Here is a 16,997-nt window from a genome sequence, read left to right as displayed (position 1 = left end):
TTTCCCCCCGCCAGAAATGACCACGGAACCCATTCAGGCGGAACAATCCCATGCGGCTTCGAGGAGCGTCAACGGGCCGATCGGCTCGCCCGCACGGACCTGCTAGCGTCCGGCAAGAGAAAGAACGCACAATCCTTCCTGCCGATTACGCCCGGTCCAATCCGAACATAGTGTCCGCACTCATCCGAATATCGCTTCCGGGGTCTTGTGCGGGGGCGCGACGGTCGGCCCGGGGTGGAGCGGACGGTGCCGAAGCGTTACGGTTCTCGATCGGTGGCATGGTGCGGGGGCAGCTCACCGGGTGCGGCCCCGCCATGCTGGATCGGGAGGCTGGTGGCATGGCGGCGAACGGCAACGGGTGGCCCCTGCCCGCCCAGTCCGAGCCGGCCGGCGACCGGGGGCTGCCCCGCTGGGCCGCGCCGCCCGGGCCCGCCGAGATCCCGCCGGGCGCCGACGCGGCACCGGGCGACGTGTGGAGCCCGACAGATCCCGATGACACCGGCACCGCCGAGCGTCCGATGGTGGTGCCGTCCGGACCGCCACCGACCGCCTACGCCCCACCGTTCACGACGCAACCGGTGTCCGCGCCGTCCGCAGCCCAGCCGCCGAACGCGCCGTTCGTAGCCCAGCCGCTGTCCGGGCCGTTCCCGGCCCAGCCGCCGTCGGCGCCGTTCGCGGCGCAACCGGTGTCCGCACCGTTCGCGGCCCAGCCGCCATCCGCGCCGCCATCCGCGCCGCCATCCGCGCCACCGTCCGCGCCGCCGTTCGTGGCGCCACCGGCGCCGGTGCTGGCGGCCGCGCCATCCGTGGCCCCGTTCCCGGCGGCCCCGGTGCCAGGGCCGGTGCCACCGGTCGGCGCCGTGCCGGACGTGCCGCCGGCGCCCTTCGTCGCGGACGCTCCCCCGGCGAGCGGCCGGCGCACGGGCCTGATCCTCGCCGCCGCAGGGCTCGTCCTGGTCGTCCTGGTCGGCACCGTCGTCGCCGTCAAGCTGTCCCGGTCCGGTGGCGGCGCCCCGCCGGCTGCGGCGCAGGACGCGGACCCGTCCAGGGCCGGCAACGAGGCCGCCGCCGCGTCCGGACCCCCGAACGGCGCGCGTGACCCCGCGTCGCCGCTGCCGAGCGCCTCGGTGCCGCCCGCCCAGCTGAAGCCCGGCTTCCGGCTGAACGCGGGTCAGGCACTGCGCTCACCCAACGGGAAGTACACCTTCACGCAGCAGCCGGACGGCAACCTCGTCCTCGCCGACGACGCGAAGAAGGTGCGGTGGTCGTCGCAGACGCCCGCGAACTCCGGCGCCTACACCAGCTTCGAACGCGACGGCGACCTCGTCGTGCACGCCAAGGGTGGCAGCGTCCTGTGGCGCAGCGCCACCGGCGGGAAGGGCGCGCTGCTCGAGGTGCGCGACGACGGCACTGCCGTGGTGTCGCAGGCCGGGCACCAGGAGGCGTGGTCCAGCCATGTCGAGCGCGGGCAGCTGTACCCGGGCCAGGCGCTGAACGCCGGGCAGCAGCGCCGCACCGCCGACGGCCGGTTCACCCTCGCGCAGTATCCCGACGGCAACCTGGTGGTCGTCAACGCCGACAAGAAGGTCATCTGGAGCGCGCAGACGAGCGGCCACCCCGGCGCGAACACCCTGATGCAGACCGACGGCAACCTCGTCGTCTACGGCACCGACAAACAACCGCTGTGGTCGTCGGGCACCTACGGCAGCACCGGCGCGGCGGCCGTGCTCAACGCCGACGGCAACGTCGTGGTCACCGCCGCCGGCAAGGCACTGTGGGGCACGACCACCGACGGCATCAGCAAGCTGACCGTCGGCCAGCGCCTCCTCGCCGGGCAGTCGCGCTCGGCGCCGAAGGGCGGCTACACGCTGCTGCTGCAGCCCGACGGCAACCTCGTGCTGCAGAACTCGGCGAAGACCGTCGTATGGCGCAGCGGCACCAGCGGCCACCCCGGCGCGACGACGCGGATGCAGACCGACGGCAACCTCGTCGTCTACGACAATGCGGGCAAGGTGCTGTGGAGCACCGCGACCTACGGCAAGGCCGCCACGTACCTGCTGGTCCAGGACGACGGGTCGGCGGTGCTGTACACCGCGGCCAAGAAGGCGGTCTGGACGAGCAAGACCGCCTGAGCCGGCGAACACCGGCGTGGCCCACCCGTCAGGCGAGTCACGCCGGGTACTCCGTAGGGCTCACCGCCCACGTACCAGTCGCTAGTTGGTCTTCCACGCCGCGTTGCTGGGGATCGACTTGCCGGCGACCACGACCTCGATGACGGCCGGGCTGTTGTCGTTGGCCAGGGCGTCCTTCATGGCGAGGTCCAGCTCGCCGTAGGTGCTGACCTTGAAGCCCTGGCAGCCGAAGACGTCGGCCAGCTTGCTGTAGTTCCACGGGTGCAGGACGCAGGACTTGTAGAACGGTTTGTCGGTGGAGAAGACCGACGCGTCGGCGAGCCACTGCTCGACGCCGTAGACGCCGTTGTTGAGCACGAAGATGATCGGGTTCAGGCCGAAGCGGGTCTGCGTCGAAAGGCACTGCGCGGTCATCTGGAACCCGCCGTCGCCGGAGAACACCATCACCCGCTGGTTGTTGTCCCGCGCCAGGCAGATGCCCGTGGCGGCGGCGGCGATGTACCCGATCGCCGAGTATGACGACTGCGCGACGAAGCCTCGCACGACCGGCGCCTTGAGCAGCAGGCTCCCGAAGTAGTTCAGGCTCGAGTCGCTGCCGAGAATGGTGTTCTCGTCGATGTACTGCGGGATGGCGTCGTAGAAGCCCTGATACGTGATCTCTTCATAGGCCGCGGGCACGGCGGCGACCGCGTCGGCCGGGATCTGCGGCCGGGCCGGCGACCTGCGGGCGATCCGCTGCTCCAGCAGCCCGTCCATCAGGTGCTCCAGGGCAACCTGGGGACTGAAGTACGTGCCGTACTTGACGGCGTCCAGCGACACGAACGCGGTCTTGTCGAAATCGATGTCCCAGCCCAGCGTGTTGATGTCCGTCAGCCAGACCCCCAACGCCAGGACGAAATCCGATGCCTTGGCCAGTTCCTTGACGGCGGGCGACGATGCCTGGCCGTCGAACACGCCGGCGAACAGCGCGTCCTCCTCGGGCAGGATGGCCTTGCTCAGCAGTTCGGTCACGAACGGGACGTTGAGCTGGCGGATAAGGTTCAACGCCTGCTCGTGCAGCCCGAACCGGTCGACCTCCACACCGACCCAGATGAGCGGGTTGCTGGCCTCCCGCAGCCGCTCGGCGATCTTCGCGATCGACTGCTCCAAGCTGGCCGGGTCCGACATCGCCCGGGCCGGCTTGAGGGTGCCCCTCGGCGGTTCGCAGGTGAGGTCGACCATGTCCTGCAGCAGCTCGATGTAGACGGGCTGCCGCTCGGTGATGCATTGCAGCAACGCGTAGTCGATCAGCACCGGTGCGAGGTCCGGGTTGTCGACCCGCACCGCCGCGGCCGTCAGGTGCTCGAACGCCTGCAGGTCCGTCTCGCTGCCGCTGATGAAGTGATGCGCGCTGAAACCGGTCTGCTGGAACGCGATCGTCTTCTTGATGTCCGGCGTGCCGTTGATCAGCACGAGCGGCACCTTCTCCACGTAGGCGCCCGCGATGGCGTTCACGGCGCACAGCGCGCCCGCGGAGTAGGTGACGCAGAGCGCGCCGATGCCCTTGAGCCGGGCGTACCCGTCGGCGGCGTACCCCGCGTTGAGCTCGTTGACCTCTTCGACGATCTCGATCTCGCTGGGTGTGACGTATCTGTTCACCCATGAGATCGTGTAGTCGCCGGCGATGGAGAACAGGTGCCCCAGGCCCAGTTGGGAGAGCCGGTCGACCAGGTACTGCCCGACGGTGTATGGCCTGTCCATGTCAGTACTCACTCGCCCCTCCGAACAACCGCGGCAGGTAGATGTCGAAAATGCCCGGACACTTGCGCTCGGGGTACCGGCGCAGCATGAAGTCCTTGAATGCCTTGTTGGTCAATCCGTTCGCGATCGCCTGGCCGGCCGCGGCGAGGTATTCGATGTTCCGGGCGACCTCGTTCTTGTCGGCCGGTAGCCCGTGCCCAGGCATGAACACCTCGTAGTCCGACAGCAGCATGTCTTCCAGGACCCGCATCCACTTGCCCAGGTGGCTCGTCAGGTACAGATGCGTGCCGCTGTAGACCAGGTCCTGGACGAACTGCACCCCCAGGTCGGGGAGCTTGATGGCAAGCAGCACGTCGATTTCGGTGTCCGTCACCTCCTCGAAGAGGTACCGGACGCCGTCGATGATGTCCTCGCCCGGCTTGACGATCTCCTGCGGGACGACGACCTTGTCCGGCGCGAGGCTGCCCAGCTTCCAGTGGTCGTTCCTGGAGTCCTCGCCGTGCTCCCTGAGGAAGGTCGCGGTCTCGGACAGCGCGTGGATCGGCACGTCACCGAACGCGGCGCCCAGCCCGAACCAGTGGTCGGGGTGCCGGTGCGACAGATACACCCGGTCGATCGGCTTGCCGAGACTGTCGGCGTAGTCCCTGAACTGCCTCGCGTAGGGCACGAGGAACTGCCCGTCGACGAGGACGAGGCTGTTCCTGCTCTCGATGATGTGCGTGGCGTTCGCGATGTTGTCGTACTCGAACGACGCGACGAACGTGTGGACCCGAACGTCGCCCGCCCGCTTCGCGATCATCCTGATCGGGTCCGACAATGCGGCCGGCATCAGGCACCTCCGACGCGGGCGAGCTGCTCCCGCAGGGTCTCCAGCCCGGCGCGGGCGACGTCGTAGGCGCTGGGGCGGTTCGGCTCCGGGGCGTCCTCGCCGGGTCGCCAGAAGCGCCGCCGGGCCATCCGCATGGAGCTGTCGAACGGCGGGATCGCGTTGAACACCTCGACCAGGTACGGACCCTGGTACACCGGCTCGATCTCGCCCAGGATCGTCTCCCACGGGATCCAGCTGTCGTGCACCGCGCCGCGGTCGGGTGCGGAGATGTGGACGTAGAGCAGCCGGTCCTGCTGCGCGGCCCGGGCCACATTGCGCTTGAAGACCGCCGGGCCCTGGCTTTCCATCACGACCTGCGCGGTGTCGACCGTCACGCCACCGGGCAGGCGCTCGCCGCCGTCGAGGAAGTCGAGGACCTCCGAGACCATGTTGGGCGGCGGCGTCTCCCAGCTCTTGACGGGCTCGATGGCCAGCCGCACGTGTTTCGTGGCGGCGTACTCCCCCAGTTCCTGGAAGATGGACCGCGCCGCCAGGTATCGCGGCTCCATCCAGTCCAGCAGGGCGTCGCTCCAGATCCCGTCACCGTTGTCCGTGAGCGGGAAGGCGCCGTAGGGGTAGAGGAACGGCCCCGACATGATCGATTCGCCGCCCAGCACCGAGGTGATGTCGACCCGCGACTTCAGGTAGGACAGCGCCTCCTTGCGCTGCTCCTCGTACGGTGAGGTCGGGTCGAAGGTCCGCGTGGTGCCGACGTTGGTGGTGAACTTCGCGTCCTTCAGGCCGGCCTTGTCGAATGCCTTCTTCAGGCCGAGGTAGCTGTCGACCTCGAGCTTGTGGTCGACGCTCGCCGGCTGGGCGGCGATGTGCAGGTCGAAGCCGTCGTAGCCGATGTCGGTGAGGGCCTTGAGATGCTCGATCAGGACCTTGGTGTACCGCGTGTCGTCCGGGCGCAGGTCGGCCGTGAACATGAAGAAGCTGCAGTAGATCTCTCGCCTCATCGTTACCACCCCAGAATGTCTGCGAGATAGGCACGGGCCTTCTTGGCGTATTCGAGCGGGATCGCCTTGTTCGGGTCCTGCTCGGCCTCCACGACCAGCCATCCCTGATAGTTGGCGTCCGCGAGGGTCTCGAGGATGGGCCGGAAGTCGATGGCACCGTCACCGGGGACGGTGAAGACGCCGAGCTCGACGCCCTCCTGGAACGACAGGCCCTCTTCCCGGACCCGGCTGACGACCTCGGGCCGGATGCTTTTCAGGTGGACGTGGCCGATGCGGTCGGCGTGGGCCCGGGCCAGGTCGAGCGGGTCGTCGCCGGCGAAGGCGATGTGCGCGGTGTCCAGCAGCAGGTGTACCAGCGCCGGGTCGGTCGAGGCCATCAGCCGGTCGACGTCGGCGCGGGTCATGACGCCGGTGCCCATGTGGTGGTGATAGCTCAGCTTCATCCCGGCCGAGTTGGCGATCTTGCCGAGCTTCTCCAGGCCTGACGTCAAGGCGTCCCATTGGGCGTCGGTGAACACCGGGCGGTTGGCGAACACGTCGATCGGCAGCAGGTGCGACGACGCCCCGAACTCGGCCACGACCAGCTCGGTGCCGCCCAGCGCCTTGATGAGCGCGAGGGTCTCCTCGAAGCTGTCGACCGTCTTCTGTCCCATCTCGTCGATCGTGAAATACGTGCTTGTCCACGGCTCGGAGACCTGCAGCCCCCGCAGGTCGAGGGCGGCTTTGAGCACCGCCGGCTCCGACGGGTACTTGTGCCCGATGCTGCAGCCCTGGAAGCCGGCCAGCGCCATCTCGCTGACGGCCTGCCCGAAGGGGATGTCGGCGTCGATGGTCGGGAAGTCGTCGTTCCACCACAGGGTGCAGCAGACGCCGAGCTTCACTTTGTCCGGGCCGAGGCGCTCGGCCAGTAGTGCCGTCATGATGCGGCCCCTTTCAGGTAGCGCTCGTCGATGCGGGGTGGCTGCGCCCAGGACCCGTAGCCGGGTGCCTTGGCGCCCGGCGGGTTGGCCCCGATGGCCCGCCACAGCAGCCCCTCCTGGTAGGAGGCGGCGGTGACGGCGGAGGCCTCGGCGGCCGGCTGGGCCCCGAAGGTGTCGGTCCACTCGGGTGGCAGCCCGTACCACATGCCCGCGTACCAGAGCTTGATCACGGCGCGGGCGACCGGGCCCAGCCGGTCGTCGCTGAGCACCTGGTGCCGCAGGGCCCGGTCGAAGCCTTCGAGGTCGGCCCGGGCCGCCCGGTGCGCGGCGAGCAGGTCGGCGACCACGGCGTCGCCGCAGGCGGCCCGGACCTTCTCCAGGTACTGCTCCCCCAGGCCGGTGCCGAGCAGGTCGGTCTCGGGGAACGCGGTGAGGTCGACCGACAGGGCCAGGAAGTCCTCGAGTGCCGGGCCGGTCATGACATCACCACCGCGGGAACGGTCACCTCGAAGGTGGGCGCGGCGTTCAGGCCGCCGCTGCCGGGCAGCGGGTTGCGCATCAGCCGGTTGAAGCCGTCGCGGAGCCGGAACATGTGCCAGACCGCCTCTTGCAGCGCGTCCGGTTCGCCGTTGAACGCCTTGGTCAGCAGGGCGAGGAACGTGCCGTAGTCGGCGTTGAAGGCCTCGGCGGCGGCGGCCAGTTCGGAGCCCGCCGGATAGTCGGCCAGCTTCGCGCTCGTCTTCACGGTGAGGACCTTGTCCCAGGCGATGTCGAGCCGCGGACCCGAGGGCAGGTCCTCGTGGTCGCCCGGCTGGTAGTAGCGGCCGAGCTGCAGCTGCCGGAACCGGTAGTAGTGCGCCAGTTCGCCGGCGGCGTCGTACAGGCCGCTGTGCGAGCCTTCGCCCTGATCGGCGATGAACTGCAGGGCCTGGCGGGCCGTGTCCAGGTCGTGCACCGGGATGATCGCGCCGCCGCCGGAGTAGAAGTACTCGGGCCCGACCTGGCGGGACGCGTCCCCGCAGAACAGTCCCGGGTCGGTGGCGGCGAGCCGTTCGAGCCCCTCGATGATCTCCGCGTAGAACTCGCCGATGCTGTAGAAGTGCATGCCGTCGGCCGTCGGGCTGGCCGCCAGCATGGGTTTGCCCGGATCCGAGCGGACCAGGCGGGAGCCGCCCGCCGGGGCCTTGCCGGGTCGTTCGATGTCGCAGAAGGTCTGCACCGCCTCCGGTGAGAACGACCGCAGGTCCACGGTGAAGTCGTCCTCGCCGTCCGGCAGGCGCGCCGGGTACCGCGGCACGAAGCCCGGGCGGGTCAGGTCGGGACTGCCACCGACGGCGTTGAGCACGTTGGCGGCGAGGGTGAGGTGCAGCATCTCCTCGACCGCGACGACCCGGATGATGTGGGCCGCGTCGGAGTTGGTGGTGGAGTCGATCGAGTAGTACGCGGTGAGGTAGGGCGGGATGGTGGCGTGCTCCAGGGCCATGGCGGCGTCCAGGTAGTCGATCAGGTCGCCCCGACTCTGAATCGTGGACCCGCTCACGCGCCCACCCCCTGCAGCTGCGCGATCCTGATTGGCGCCTGCTCGCTGTCGAGCTGGGTGAGCATGGCGCGGGCGCTGCGCAGGCACAGCGCGGCGACGGTGAGGGTGACGTTGGACGTCCCGATGGTCGGCAGGCTCCCCCCGCCGACCAGGTACAGGTTCCGGTGGTCCCACGACCGCTGGTTGGTGTCGACGACCGAGGTCGACGCGTCGAGCCCCATCATGTGGGTACCGGCCAGGTGGTTGCCGCCGCGCACCTCGTAGCCCTGGCCGTCGTACGTGGCGTAGCCCCAGAAGTTCGGGTCGTAGTTCGTGTGGTCCTCCGCGCCGAGCCGGGCAAAGATGCGCCTGGAGAGCTGCCGCGCGTAGGCGATGCCACGCATGGTGTATTCGGGCGTGGTGTAGCTGAGGATCGGCCGCATGTTGCCGAGGTGGTCGGTGTACGCCGGATCGACGCTCACCCGGTTGCTGGGGCTGGCCGGGACCTCCACCATGAACGCCAGTTGCAGCTGGTGCGACAGCCGGTCGACCAGACCCTGCCGCAGGGCCGCACCGTAGCGGCCGCCGTTGTCCACCAGGTCGATCAGGTCGGTCGTCGGCGCGCCGCGGGCCCAGCCCCAGCCGTCGTTGTGGATGTCGACGCTGAACGCCGCCTGGCGCCGCCGGAACCTGCCCCCGCGCAGGTCGGTGATGCCGCCGGTGCAGTTCGTGCCCCGCCACGTGCCGGCGACCTCCGGCAGCAGCGCCCAGGCCAGCAGGTACGCGTGGTCCATGAAGTTGCGCCCCATCAGGCCGCTGGAGCTGTGCAGGCCGGAGGCCAGCATCAGGCGCGGGTTCTCGACCGCGTTGGCGGCCAGCACGAACAGCCGGCCCCGGGCCCTGACCGTGGTCCACTCCGTGCTGTCGGGGCGCTCGTAGCGGCGGTACTCGATCTCCCGGACCCGGCCCGTCACCTCGTCGATGTGCACCTTGTAGGCCACGGCCTGGGCGACCAGGTCGACGCGGCCGCTGCGCAGCGCCGGGGCGAGGGTCTTGCCGGCGTTGTACTTCGCCTGCACGGGGCAGATCGGCACGCAGTTGTTGTTGCCCTGGCAGCGACCACCGACCTCGACCTGGTACGTGCTGACCGCGCCGCTGGGGACGTACCCGTTGCCGCCGTCGTAGGCGGGGTTGGGGATGCCGTTGCGGCCCTGCGGGAACGGCCGGACCCGCAGTTGCGTCCGCTCGCCGTCGAGCTCGACAGGCATGCCGTCCAGGTCCTTGGCCACCATCTTGTCCAGATAGGACAGCGGCAGGCCCTTCATCGGGAACACGTAGCCCTCGTCGAAGGTCATGCCGAGGTAGGCCTGGTCCTCGACGTCGGCCGACACGCCGATCTCCCGCTCGGCCGCGTTGTAGTCCGGCGCGAGATCCTCGTAGGTGAGCGGCCAGTCGTTGCCCTCGCCGTACAGGGTGCGCATCCGGAAATCGTCGGGCAGCATGCGCAGCGTCTTGGCCTCCCAGTGCATGGTCGTGCCGCCGAGCACCCGCGTGTACGTCGTGTCGGTGGCGAACGGCCCGCTCTGCACGATGTATGCCGAGGCGTCCGGGGAGCCGGGGAAGATGCGGCGCGCGTCGGTCCCCCGGGGCATGGGCGCGTTCAGGGAGGCCGGGTACGGCGACTGGTTGTCCTTGCTCGTCGCGGAGTAGAAGCGGTCGAGGTAGCTCTCGTACCCGCGTAGCGTCAGGTCCTCGGCCGGTCCGGCCTCGAGGATCAGCACCCGCTTGCCCGCCTCGCTCAGCCGGGCGGCGACGATGGCACCGGCGATGCCGGCACCGACGATGACCGCGTCGTAGATGACGTCGGCGGCGGCGTCGTGGTCGGTGCGGTTCGCCGCACCCTCAGGGAATTTCACGAACATGAGCGGTCACCCCTTCAGACGGCGGCGGCGCGGGCCCGCATGGCCGACAGGTACGACGCGTAGCTCCAGGTGAGGTTGTTGACGCTGCGCTCGTATCCCGTGGTGCCGTCGAACTGCTCGGAGATCTCGAGGTTGTCGCTGTGGTGCACGACGGCGCGCACCATCGCGTCACCGGTCGCGACCAGGGCGGCCGCGGCGGCGCCGGCCGGGGTCGTCGCGCTGATCCCGGACTGGGCGAAGAACGGGGCCGACACGCTGTCCAGCGGGACCCGCCCGGTCGACCTGATGTCGGCGGCCAGCCGGTAGTGCAGCTCCGCCACGTTGCAGGTGGACAGGGCCCACGGGTGGCCGCCCAGCACCGGGTTGGCGGTGTCGCCGTCGTACACGTCGCCGGGGTAGCGGCCGAACAGCGGGCCGAGGCCGAGCGCCCGGTCGGCCTTGTTGATCGGGTAGAAGGCGATGCCGCCCTCCTCCCACTGGGCCCGCAGCTGCGCGGCGGTGGCCAGCAGCTTGGGGTCGGTGCAGGGCACCGCGCCGTAGACGGCCGCCTGGACGATGTCGATGTTGGGGTCGTAGTCGCTGACCACCGGGTGCTGCGGCGAGGGGACGCCGCCGTCGCCGGGGTCGGCCACCATGCTGATGTACTTCGTCCCGTCCCAGTGCCAGTCGAGGGCGTGGCGCAGCCAGTCGATGGCCGGCTGCAGCCCGGCCGGCTTGTCGATCCCACTCACCGGCGTGGCCTGCACCTCCAGGAAGCAGCGCAGCTGGGCGGCGCGGGCGAAGAAGCTGTAGCCGACGTGCTCCTCCCACAGGTTGGTCGTGGGTTCCTTGTACACGTCGAGGAGGAAGGCCACATTGGCGTTGATCAGTGCCACCGCGGTCTTCTGGATGCGGGGGTCCAGCTGGTCGTAGGCGGCCAGGATGGTGACCGTCTGCAGGGCCGGCCCGTCGTTCTGCTCCGTCCACGGCCGGGCCTCACCGGCGATGGTGAAGCACGCGTGGCCCTTGGTCGGCTGCGCGTTGGTGTGGCACAGGTCGGCGAACTGGACGTAGTCGTTGAGCGTCTGGACCGACCCGCCCGGGCGCGCCGGCAGGCCGGCGTGGGCCACCTCCATGGCTGTGATGGCGCCGTCACGCACCCAGTTGAAGACGTAGTCCTCGTCGATGCCGGCGGTGTCGGCCGGGAACGACGGGGCGGCGATGATGCAGCCCGGCTTGGAGTCCTTGGAGTAGTCCCCGGGCGCCTGCGGGTCGCTGAAGGTGAAACCGTCACTGGCGATGTTTCGGAACATGAGCGCATACATCAGCGGCACGAGGGACGGCAGGTCGAAGGTTCCCGGCGCCAGTGAGTTCTGCACCTGGGCTCGCGGCTGGAACGTGGCGTCCGAGCGGTTGGTACGGGCGGGCGCGTTGATCGTGGACGTGGTCATTCGATGTACGCCTTTCGGGTTCGCGGATGGCTTCGCGTTGCGGTCCGGCCCAGCTCATCGACAATTGTCGATTACTGAGGTTCGGCGGCGACATGGATCGGAGGCTGGGTGTGGTCGGCGTTGCGGACACGGTCCTCGCACCGGGGCGCGCAACCCCGTGGCCGGCGTCCGCGACGGCACGGACCCGGTGCGAGCCGACGCCGCGGCCAGCGACGTCGACGGTCGAATCCCGCGCCCATCCGGTCCGTGAATCCACCGAAAGTGCTCCCTGTTCTGGTTCCAGATCCGGGTTCGACAGACCCATCCTCCCAGGTCAGAGGGCACTTGTCGGGAATTTGATCACATCGTGCGGCGCAACGTCGGCGCACCAGCCGCCGACCCGCCCCCCGCCACCCAGACCACCGTCGACGTCCCGTCCTATGTGGACGCCGACGGGCCGGCGGGTCTGCGCCGGCTGAGCCACGGAACACCTGGTCCGCGGCCCGCGACCTGAGGGTGGCATCAGGGGCGGTGTGGGGGTTCGCCCCAGGTCGAAGTCGGGGGATCTCCGGATCGTTCGGCGGCGCCGGCCGCCGAATAATCCTGCACATGACGGAAAAGCCCAGGTTCAGCGTCGTCATCCCGTGCTTCAACGAGGCGCGATACCTCGCCGACGCGCTCCTTTCCCTGCAGAAGCAGGACTTCGACGGGCTGTACGAGGTCATCGTGGTCGACAACAACTGCACCGACGAGACCGCGGCCATTGCCCTGGAGCTCGGCGCGCGGGTCGTGGCCGAGCCGGTGGCCGGCGTATGCAACGCCCGGCAACGCGGCACCGAGGCGGCACGCGGCGAGATCGTCGTCTCGGCCGACGCCGACACCGTGTACGACCGGGACTGGCTCAGCCGTATCGACGCGGGCTTCCGCGCCGACGCGGGCGTCGTCGCGGTCGTCGGCCCCTGCCGGTACGCCGACGGGCCCCGGTGGGGCCGGCGGTACGGCCGGACGCTGTTCGCGGCGGTCAACGGCGTCTACCGGCTGACCGGCCGCGCCGTGTACGCCAGCGCGACGAACATCGCCTTCCGCCGCGACGCCTGGACCGGCTACGACACCAGCCTGACGCAGGGCGGCGACGAGCTGGACCAGCTACGCCGGCTGCGCCGGAAGGGCCGGGTCGTCTACGACCACGCCAACCCCACGTACACGTCGGGTCGCCGGCTCAACCGCGGGCTCGCGTACAACCTCTTCGTGACCCTGCCCGTGCACTACCTGCTGACCTACGCCGTCAACCGGATCGCGGGCCGGCGGGTGCTGGGCTCCGCGCCGGCGTTCCGCGAGACCGCGGGCGCGTTCGAGGCCGGGGTGGCCCGATGATCGTCCTCATCGGGCTGCTGCCGCTGGTCGTGCTCGGCGCGGCCTACTGGCTGCTCATGTCGCCGTTCGCCCCGTCCGCGCGGGACTATCCCTACCACGGCCCGGCCGGCGAACGGCTCGTGGCGCTCACGTTCGACGACGGCCCGAACGAGCCCTACACCTCCCAGATCCTCGACATCCTTGCGGCGTACGGCATCCGCGCGACCTTCTTCCACGTCGGGCAGTGCGTCGAGCGGCATCCCGAGATCGCCCGGCGCGTGGTCGAGGCCGGTCACGTGCTGGGCAACCATTCGCTGAGCCACCGGTTCGGCACGTACCTGCGGCCGGGGGCGTTCGAGCGGGAGGTCGGGCAGACCCAGCGCATCCTGGCCCAGGTGACCGGCCGGACGCCGGCGCTGGCCCGCACGCCGTGGCTGTGGCGCCAGCCGGCCCTGCTGCGGATGCTGCGCCGCGGCGGCCTGCACCCGGTCGCCGGCGAGTTCGGCCATGCCCTCGAGGTGTTCCAGCCCTCCGGGGTCCGCATGGCCCGCCGCGCCGTCGCCAAGGCCCGCCCCGGCTCGATCCTCATCTTCCACGACGGGTTCGACGGCCGCGGCGGCGACCGCACCGAGACGGTCGTCGCGGTGCGGGAGACGATCGAGGGGCTGCTGGCCCGGGGCTACCGCTTCGTGACGGTGGACGAACTGCTGGGCGTGCCCGCGTACCAGACGTAGACCACCGGCGCGCCGCTCAGCCGGTGCTGCGGCGGCGGGATCTGGCGACCAGCTCAGCGCCGACCGCGACGAGCATCAGGCCGACGAAGATGATCAACGCGGCGGACGGGCCGGTCACCGGCAGCGGGCCGACGGTGGCGACCCGCACCTCCAGGGTCAGCACGCGGGGCGCGCCGCCCGGCGCGATGCCGCTCAACGCCATGGTGTGCTCGCCCGCGTAGTCGTCCGGGATCGTGACCTCGAGGCTCACGTGACCGTTCGCGTCGGCGGTGCCGCTGGCCAGCGCCACCGGGGTCGAGTAGATGCCGATGGTGACCGGCGAGTTCGGCGCGAACCCGTCGCCGCTGAGCGTCAGCGTGCGGGGCGTGGTGCCGGACGCCGGGCCCCGCTGGAGCGGACCGTCACCAGTGGGCTCGGTGGCCGGCAGCTGCGGTGCGGCGGGCGTGGCCGTCACCGGCTGGCTGGTGAGCGTGTCGCCGGTCCCGGACGTGGCGGTGACCGTCACGGTGTAGGCGGTGCCGTTGACCAGGCCGATGATGTCGCAGCTCGTCGCGCCGGCCGCGGCGGTGCAGGTGTGGGCGCCGGGCTGGGCGGTGGCGACGTAACCGGTGACGGTGCCGCTGGGCGCCACCCAGCCGACCTGGATCCTGCCGGTGCCGCCCTTCGCGACGACCCCGGTCAGCGACGCCGGCCCGCTGGGCGACGCGGACGGCGTGGGCGACGCCGACGCCGTCACGGATGGCGTCACAGATGGCGTCGCGGACGGCTTGGCGGACGGTGTGGCGCTCGGCGTGACAGACGGCGTGACAGACGGCGTGGCGGACGGCGTGGCGGACGGTGTCGGAGTCGGTGTGGCGGACGGCGACGGGGAAGGCGCCGTGGAAGCCCGGTTGTAGACGTCGATCCGCTGGATCGAGTAGCCGAGGTCCGGGACGGCCAGCATCACGCCGCCGTCCTGCTCGGTGACCGTGGCCGGGACGCTGGCCGTCCCGCCGGTGTCGGCGTCGACGCTCAGCACGTCGAAGCCGATCGCGGCGGCCGCGTGCGCCGTCGTGTTGATCGAGGCGAAGTACGCGGCGGGCATGAACGCGTTGAACTGGCCGCGGACCGGCTGGCCGTTCTTGTCGAGGTGCGGATTGCCGAGGTACGGCACCGACCAGTACGGCTCCGGGTACGTCGTGAGCTGCACGATGGTCGGGCGGGCCTGCGCGTCCGAGGCGAAGTAGAACCCGTCGAACGCGTCGATGGCGGGGGTGCCCCAGAGCTCCAGGTCCTGGGTGTTGCCCATGAACCGCAGTCCCGTGCCGATGTCGTCGGCGGTCGTGGTGAGGTCGCCGCAGTCGGCGCCGCTGACGCAGGCGGCGGACGCGTTGCCGGAGATCCAGTCGATCTGCGTGTTGTGCCCCTCGATCACCAGGGTGGTGTCGCCGGTGCCCTGATCGGTCGCGCGGGTGATGCGGAGGTCCTCGGCGAGCGCCATCGTGTACCGCGGGTGGAACTGCCCGGTCCGGACGGTCAGCCGCACGAACCCTTCCCGCACCTCCTCGGGCACCGCCAGGCCCTCGAACCCGGAGACCGTCCAGTTGAACGAGGTCACGGCCCCGCCGAGGGTGTTCACCATCGCGGTGATCCCGAGGTCGGTGGCCGCCGTGGCGTTGCCGCCGACCGGGGTGACCGTGGCCGACTCCACGCAGTACTGGGCGGCCGGGTCCGCGCAGGCCGGCCACACCCCGCCGGGCCAGTCGACGGGCGGGCCGGGCGTCGGGCTCTGGCTCGGGCTGCCGGTCGGGGTCGCGCTCGGATCGTCGGAGGGACTGCCTGACGGATCGGCGGTCGGGCTGGCGTTCGGGTCGGCCGTCGGGGTGCCGCTCGGGTCGTCCGACGGGTCGGCGGCGATACCCGCCGACGGGCCGGGCGCAGGGGACGCGAACGCCGGTGCCGCCATGACCGCAACGGCCAGCACCAGTCCGGCCACCACCCGCGCACGCATTTTGCCTCCATAAGCCGCTAATACGGCATTACGGACGACCGTAACAACTTCGCCGGATCGACGGGGCGGAAACTTTCAGGCGGCCGCTCCGCGTACCCAGGGGCGGCCGCCCGATCAGTTGACGAACGTCGATGCGGTCGGCCAGGGTCGGGTCATGTCCGCAACCCGCACGCTCCTGCCGTCGCTGCGGCTGGCATCCGTCGCCGCGACCGCCCTGCTCGCCGGTGCCCTGCTGGTCGCCGTCAACGACGCCAGCGGCAGCGTGCCGGCCGCCGCTCCCCCGGCCACCCCGGCGCCGTCCACCTCGGCGCCGTCCACCTCGGGGACGCCCAACACCTCGCCGTTCCCGCCGACGCCGCCGACCAACCTGCAGGCGACCGCCGTGCGGTCCACGTCGGTGACGCTGACCTGGACCGCCTCGACCCGCGGCTGCTGCCCGGTCACCGGCTACGACATCACCTACATGCAGGCGTTCAACGACGTCGGCCGGGTCGCGGCCGTCGGCAACGTCACCACGGCCACGATCACCGCCGACATCCGGCCGGGCCAGCAGTACAGCTTCCTCGTCAACGCCCACGACGACCTTGGTCACCGCTCGGGCGGGTCGAACCTGGTCGTCGTGGTCACCCCGGTCGTCGACACGGGTCCGGACACGGTGCCGCCGGCGGCGCCGACCGGCCTGAAGGCCAACCCGGCCAACGGCCCCAGCACCACGCTGACCTGGTCACCGTCCACCGACAACGTGGCCGTCACCGGCTACAACGTCTACCGTTTCGACGGCGTGTTCATCTCCACGCTGCTGTCCACGGTCACCGGCACCACGTACACGGCCCAGGTGGTGTCGCCCCGCGACCAGTTCTACGTCCGGGCCCGCGACGCGGCCGGCAACGTCTCGATCGCCTCGAACACGGTCGTCGTGACCGGCGGGACCGGCGGCCCCAGCAGCCCGGGCAGCCCGACGGCGAGCCCGTCGAGCAGCTCGCCGCCGGCGCTGTCGTGCCGCGCGACGTTCCTCAACACGTCCGTGTGGGCCACCGGCTTCGTCGCCGACGTCACCATCACCAACACCGGCACCACGCCGATCGTCGACTGGGTCGTCACCTTCAGCTTCGGCGGCGACCAGCGCATCGGCCAGGCCTGGAACGGCACCTTCAGCCAGACCGGCGCCGCGGTGACGCTCACTCACGCGAGCTGGAACCGGGTCATCCCGCCGGGCGGCTCGGTCACCGTCGGCCTCTACGGCACCCGCTCCGCACCGGTCACGCCACCGCCGGTCATCTACGTCAACGGGGTGCCCTGCACCGGCTGACCGGCCTTTGGCTCAGCTTGATCTTTAACCTCGGGCTGGCTTGCATCGACCCCGGCTGATCATGGGTGCAGCCCTTGATCGATCATTCCTCTTGTCTAGGGAAGAAGATCCGATCAAAGGCTGCGGAGGATCAGTGTGCCTG

14 protein-coding genes are annotated in these 16,997 nt (G+C 70.5%); 5 read left to right on the top strand and 9 right to left on the bottom strand.

From position 1 onward, the window contains the following. Positions 1-278 precede the first annotated feature (278 nt). The gene (locus tag AB0K00_RS08975) at positions 279-2,132 is read left to right on the top strand and encodes a hypothetical protein (RefSeq protein ID WP_363517710.1); all 1,854 of its coding nucleotides are present in this window, start codon (positions 279-281) and stop codon (positions 2,130-2,132) included. Positions 2,133-2,213: 81 nt separating this feature from the next. On the opposite strand, the gene AB0K00_RS08970 is transcribed toward AB0K00_RS08975, so the two are convergent. Genes AB0K00_RS08970 through AB0K00_RS08935 form a run of 8 tightly spaced genes read right to left on the bottom strand, consistent with a single transcriptional unit; the run spans position 2,214 to position 11,490 of the window. After that, complete coding sequence (locus AB0K00_RS08970; RefSeq protein WP_363517707.1) at positions 2,214-3,872, bottom strand: thiamine pyrophosphate-dependent enzyme; 1,659 nt, start codon at positions 3,870-3,872, stop codon at positions 2,214-2,216. A gap of 1 nt (position 3,873) precedes the next feature. Continuing rightward, on the bottom strand, positions 3,874-4,701 hold the full coding sequence (locus AB0K00_RS08965) for an MBL fold metallo-hydrolase (RefSeq protein WP_363517704.1): 828 nt from the start codon (positions 4,699-4,701) through the stop codon (positions 3,874-3,876). Further along, positions 4,701-5,699, bottom strand: coding sequence for a TIM barrel protein (locus AB0K00_RS08960; protein WP_363517701.1), 999 nt, complete (start codon positions 5,697-5,699; stop codon positions 4,701-4,703). The genes AB0K00_RS08965 and AB0K00_RS08960 overlap by 1 nt, the downstream gene beginning before the upstream one ends. Before the next feature lie 2 nt (positions 5,700-5,701). Continuing rightward, complete coding sequence (iolE, locus tag AB0K00_RS08955) at positions 5,702-6,619, bottom strand: myo-inosose-2 dehydratase (RefSeq protein ID WP_363517699.1); 918 nt, start codon at positions 6,617-6,619, stop codon at positions 5,702-5,704. Beyond that, a complete protein-coding gene (locus AB0K00_RS08950; protein WP_363517696.1) occupies positions 6,616-7,098 on the bottom strand; it encodes a hypothetical protein in 483 nt (160 codons plus the stop codon). The genes iolE and AB0K00_RS08950 overlap by 4 nt, the downstream gene beginning before the upstream one ends. Further along, positions 7,095-8,159, bottom strand: a complete 1,065-nt coding sequence (locus tag AB0K00_RS08945; RefSeq protein WP_363517693.1) for a ferritin-like protein — start codon at positions 8,157-8,159, stop codon at positions 7,095-7,097. The genes AB0K00_RS08950 and AB0K00_RS08945 overlap by 4 nt, the downstream gene beginning before the upstream one ends. After that, positions 8,156-10,060 (bottom strand): GMC family oxidoreductase, encoded by a 1,905-nt coding sequence (locus AB0K00_RS08940; protein ID WP_363517691.1) that lies wholly within the window; start codon positions 10,058-10,060, stop codon positions 8,156-8,158. The genes AB0K00_RS08945 and AB0K00_RS08940 overlap by 4 nt, the downstream gene beginning before the upstream one ends. A 14-nt stretch (positions 10,061-10,074) precedes the next feature. Next, positions 10,075-11,490, bottom strand: coding sequence for a glycoside hydrolase family 15 protein (locus AB0K00_RS08935; RefSeq protein ID WP_363517688.1), 1,416 nt, complete (start codon positions 11,488-11,490; stop codon positions 10,075-10,077). Between the two features lie 346 nt (positions 11,491-11,836). Here AB0K00_RS08935 and AB0K00_RS08930 point away from each other — a divergent pair, with 346 nt between their 5' ends. The 3 genes from AB0K00_RS08930 (at position 11,837) to AB0K00_RS08920 (ending at position 13,556) form a co-directional block, all read left to right on the top strand. After that, a complete protein-coding gene (locus AB0K00_RS08930) occupies positions 11,837-11,983 on the top strand; it encodes a hypothetical protein (protein WP_363517685.1) in 147 nt (48 codons plus the stop codon). Positions 11,984-12,078: 95 nt separating this feature from the next. Further along, positions 12,079-12,843, top strand: coding sequence for a glycosyltransferase family A protein (locus tag AB0K00_RS08925; RefSeq protein ID WP_363517683.1), 765 nt, complete (start codon positions 12,079-12,081; stop codon positions 12,841-12,843). Continuing rightward, positions 12,840-13,556 (top strand): polysaccharide deacetylase family protein, encoded by a 717-nt coding sequence (locus AB0K00_RS08920; RefSeq protein ID WP_363517681.1) that lies wholly within the window; start codon positions 12,840-12,842, stop codon positions 13,554-13,556. The genes AB0K00_RS08925 and AB0K00_RS08920 overlap by 4 nt, the downstream gene beginning before the upstream one ends. A 16-nt stretch (positions 13,557-13,572) precedes the next feature. Here the strand turns inward: AB0K00_RS08920 and AB0K00_RS08915 are convergent, their stop codons facing one another. Then, entirely contained in the window at positions 13,573-15,546 is a 1,974-nt protein-coding gene (locus AB0K00_RS08915; RefSeq protein ID WP_363517678.1) for a fibronectin type III domain-containing protein, read from the bottom strand. A gap of 154 nt (positions 15,547-15,700) precedes the next feature. Between AB0K00_RS08915 and AB0K00_RS08910 the strand changes: the two genes are divergently transcribed. Further along, complete coding sequence (locus AB0K00_RS08910) at positions 15,701-16,855, top strand: cellulose binding domain-containing protein (protein WP_363517675.1); 1,155 nt, start codon at positions 15,701-15,703, stop codon at positions 16,853-16,855. Positions 16,856-16,997 lie beyond the last annotated feature (142 nt).

The sequence above is a fragment of the Dactylosporangium sp. NPDC049525 genome (assembly GCF_040676755.1).
Taxonomy (GTDB): Bacteria; Actinomycetota; Actinomycetes; order Mycobacteriales; family Micromonosporaceae; genus Dactylosporangium.
This window is presented reverse-complemented; position numbering and strand designations above follow the sequence as displayed.

Coding starts and splice junctions, on each gene's coding strand:
- AB0K00_RS08970 (WP_363517707.1), bottom strand. CDS start 3,872: ATGGACAGGCCATACACCGTCGGGCAGTACCTGGTCGACCGGCTCTCC.
- AB0K00_RS08975 (WP_363517710.1), top strand. CDS start 279: ATGGTGCGGGGGCAGCTCACCGGGTGCGGCCCCGCCATGCTGGATCGG.
- AB0K00_RS08915 (WP_363517678.1), bottom strand. CDS start 15,546: ATGCGTGCGCGGGTGGTGGCCGGACTGGTGCTGGCCGTTGCGGTCATG.
- AB0K00_RS08950 (WP_363517696.1), bottom strand. CDS start 7,098: ATGACCGGCCCGGCACTCGAGGACTTCCTGGCCCTGTCGGTCGACCTC.
- AB0K00_RS08960 (WP_363517701.1), bottom strand. CDS start 5,699: ATGAGGCGAGAGATCTACTGCAGCTTCTTCATGTTCACGGCCGACCTG.
- AB0K00_RS08920 (WP_363517681.1), top strand. CDS start 12,840: ATGATCGTCCTCATCGGGCTGCTGCCGCTGGTCGTGCTCGGCGCGGCC.
- iolE (WP_363517699.1), bottom strand. CDS start 6,619: ATGACGGCACTACTGGCCGAGCGCCTCGGCCCGGACAAAGTGAAGCTC.
- AB0K00_RS08940 (WP_363517691.1), bottom strand. CDS start 10,060: ATGTTCGTGAAATTCCCTGAGGGTGCGGCGAACCGCACCGACCACGAC.
- AB0K00_RS08965 (WP_363517704.1), bottom strand. CDS start 4,701: ATGCCGGCCGCATTGTCGGACCCGATCAGGATGATCGCGAAGCGGGCG.
- AB0K00_RS08935 (WP_363517688.1), bottom strand. CDS start 11,490: ATGACCACGTCCACGATCAACGCGCCCGCCCGTACCAACCGCTCGGAC.
- AB0K00_RS08910 (WP_363517675.1), top strand. CDS start 15,701: ATGTCCGCAACCCGCACGCTCCTGCCGTCGCTGCGGCTGGCATCCGTC.
- AB0K00_RS08925 (WP_363517683.1), top strand. CDS start 12,079: ATGACGGAAAAGCCCAGGTTCAGCGTCGTCATCCCGTGCTTCAACGAG.